The 3,210-nt window shown below is 35.2% G+C and carries 3 protein-coding genes; all 3 read right to left on the reverse strand.

Annotated features, from left to right (window positions below; genetic code table 11):
- Positions 1 to 195: 195 nt before the first annotated feature.
- Positions 196 to 1,455 carry an alkaline phosphatase family protein gene (locus ACTJKB_RS30780; protein ID WP_440838025.1) on the reverse strand — a complete coding sequence of 420 codons (1,260 nt, stop codon included), beginning with the start codon at positions 1,453 to 1,455 and terminating at the stop codon, positions 196 to 198.
- Positions 1,452 to 2,117, reverse strand: a complete 666-nt coding sequence (locus ACTJKB_RS30785) for a hypothetical protein (protein ID WP_440838026.1) — start codon at positions 2,115 to 2,117, stop codon at positions 1,452 to 1,454. The genes ACTJKB_RS30780 and ACTJKB_RS30785 overlap by 4 nt, the downstream gene beginning before the upstream one ends.
- The coding region (locus ACTJKB_RS30790; RefSeq protein ID WP_440838027.1) for a hypothetical protein at positions 2,074 to 3,210 on the reverse strand (1,137 nt) is incomplete at its 5' end. The genes ACTJKB_RS30790 and ACTJKB_RS30785, both read right to left, overlap by 44 nt.

Below are 3,210 nucleotides of genomic sequence, written 5' to 3' on the forward strand. Positions count from 1 at the left end.
GGGAAATTAACGCAGCAAAAACTCCGCCGATGTGTAAGAAACCGGTCGGGCTCGGGCCGAACCGGCTTACAAGCGCTTCCGCTTTTAGTGCTCTCGGGGGATATACTTGCTCATAGTCCGTCTCCTGTTCTTCTTTTCCGCCAAACAGCAACTCAGCTAGTGTTCTGCTCATATTCACAATCTCCTCGAAATAAATTACTGCATAACGAAGGGAACAAACATTTCGTGTTCCGTCAAAGCACCATGTTCATACTCATACATATTACCTGCCGATTTAAAAGAACTGCTTCCAGCAATAGCAATAATGTCCCCAATTCTCTGAGGTGCAACAAAGCCCGGTTGTAATAATTTGTATTTAACCAAATCATCTTTCCTAAGTATTTTCCCCGTATCTTTAACAATTGATTCTACCCACTCAAGCGCCGTTTTTTCTTTGCCTATTTGTGGATAGAAATACAATACACGCCCTGCTCCTCCTGTATTTGAGGAGAATAAGGAGGGGATTTGCGATTCCCGCAATGCATTAAAGTAGGTTTTATCTTGTTTAACCTGTCCATGATCGGACATCAAAATAAATTTACGTTTCTCACTCTTATACCCGTCCCAAAAGCTAAATATATCATCCCAAACTTTACTTGAAGTCAAGCAGCCGTAACCATGTTCATGAATATAATCATCAAAATCAACATAAATCCATATTAGTTTTTTTTTATTTTTTTCGTTAAGCAGAGCTGGAACTTGTTTCAATAAATTATCCAGCAGCAGCCGAGGCTGTAGCTTCGAATTTGGATAGTCCCATGTAGGCTTAATATGTTCTGCTCCTAGAGTTAAATGGTGACGAATTGGATTTAATTCACTTACGCCATGATTCCCCAAATAATACGAGACAACATTTTTCTTTTGTAATTTTTGAAATATTGTTTGTTTTGGAGTCAGACTCAAATTAAACGGATCATCTTTCCCCAGAAAAGTGCGTATATCATTTTTATTGAGTGTATTGTTAATCCATAAATAATTGCCCTTCAGTTCTTCTTGATAGAACGAAGTTCCATATACGCCATGTTCCGATGGCCATGAACCGGTCACAACGGATAACCAACTGCTGGAAGTTGTCGTTGGAAAAACAGAGGATAACACTGTTGTAAATTTATCGTTCTTATTTTTGACTAACGGAAAGACTTCATTGGAAAAGTAATGAAAGGAAATAGCATCTACTGCAAACACTACCAACTCTTCAGTTCCCTCAGTAAACACATCATCTACAATATCAAAAACTGTTTTAATTGAATTCCGCTCATCCGGTTTATACCCATTTAAATCTTTAATATAATTGATCCGTTTTATTTCTGAATAAGATTGTTGTATTCCGGAAATATCATCTACATTACTTAGCCGTAAACGAGAAATATTGCTCCCCCCAATGTATATTTTTTTTTCACAAAGGAAAAGAATCACTGAATAAAGGTAGTGCTAGGGTTTTTAATACATGTGAGATGTAGAAATTCGAAATCAGAAGTATATTTTTCAACCAGCTTAAGTACCTGAGTTCTATCTCTTTCAATTAAGGCGTTCACCTCATCATTAAAAATGGGAAGGGGGAGTGCTTCTTTCAACTGAATAATCCATTTCTTAGGGGATGCCGGAAAAATGCTATACTCATCAAGAATTAGTTGGATTAACGGATAAGTTAGTGCATTGAGAATAAAATGCTCTTGGTTATCTGCCGGCGTACTATGAAGTTTAGAGGCCAATACTTTGATTCTATATTTAATCAAAACCTTTCTCTCTTCTGGAAGCTTATAACTTTTCTTTTTGTCAAAGGCTCTATTATATATTTCATCAAAATAGACTCTATCGCCATAAATCAAATTCATCTCTGTGATGAAATTTATGCAGATCTCATCTACATTATTAATTTTTCTTAACATACCCTTTTTACTATCAACAAATAATTCTATCCACCTTCCATCTTCATCCTGGAAAAGATGAAAAGAGGAATGGCCAGCCTTAACAACACAATAGATGTCTATATCATAAGAGTCTTTATGCTGTGATGTAATAAAAAGAACAGAGCTAAGTGAGACATATGGCTTGATTTTCTCTAAAATATTCTCCATATTGCCCTCCCAATATACTTATTATTTCATCAATTTTCCCATTGGCTTCTATAATGTTTCTTTTTGGCACGGGGTTCTTGATGTATCTCTCAAAAGCAGTATTGGAGATATTAATAATATTATGAATATTATCATTTTCTACAGCTGCAGGATAAGAAACATCAATTATTAAGGATTCTGCTGGCATAGATTTCAAATCTTCTTTATTCAGTAAATTCGAACGATTACTAATTGCTAAAAAAGCGGTATCCACTATCGGCAAGAAAGACTTACAATCTTCTAATTTACAGAATACAATACGATTACTATTGAATTTTTCGTTGTATTTAGCCTTGTTTAAAACAATATCTCTAACCTTCTTCAAATCTCGATTTACCCAAATTATTTTTTCGAATTTTTCATATACTTGTTCAAAGAAAAACTCAGCCATATATCCGCCGCCAATGATCATAATAATTGGATTATGCTTGTTAGTGATATGCTCAAATAAAAGATTCCCGCCAATAGTTGAGTAATTCTCATCGGAGTTCACCTGATAATCTTTTCTAATGCTTTGACTTATTTTTATTACCTGTTGCAATCCTTTGTAGTCACTATCCGTTATTGCACCTTTAGCATAAGAAAAGTTAATACTTTTCGTCACTTGATTATAGATTTCCCTCTCGCCGATAATTTCGGACTGTAAACCACATAAAGTGGATAATAATCTTCTCAGAGCCATTAATCCTTCTGCATAAAACAATTCATTATTAATCTCTACTGCTCCGTCCAATCGATATTGTTCATGCCGCAAGCATGTATTTAGTAAAAAACCACTATGATGCTCATTCCAAAGCATATGTTTGCTGACTTTACTTACATAATCCTTTGATGTTGTTCTATGATCAATAAATAAACACGATAATTTTGAAGACAAATTGACCATTTCCCAAGGTATATGATAATCAAAAGATCTGGTATGTATTATACGCCTGCTTTTTTCCAGTCTCCCCATCACCTTAGAATGTCCCAACACTTGAATAACCTCGTATAGATCAGGAGTATTACCTCTTCCTGTAATTGCGATTCGCAAGACCATACTGACATCTCCAAC

The sequence above is a fragment of the Paenibacillus sp. 22594 genome (genome assembly GCF_052044425.1).
Taxonomy (GTDB): domain Bacteria; phylum Bacillota; class Bacilli; order Paenibacillales; family Paenibacillaceae; genus Paenibacillus_AQ.

Excerpts from the sequence above, each read along its gene's own strand:
- ACTJKB_RS30785 (WP_440838026.1), bottom strand. The coding sequence starts at position 2,117 with ATGGAGAATATTTTAGAGAAAATCAAGCCATATGTCTCACTTAGCTCT.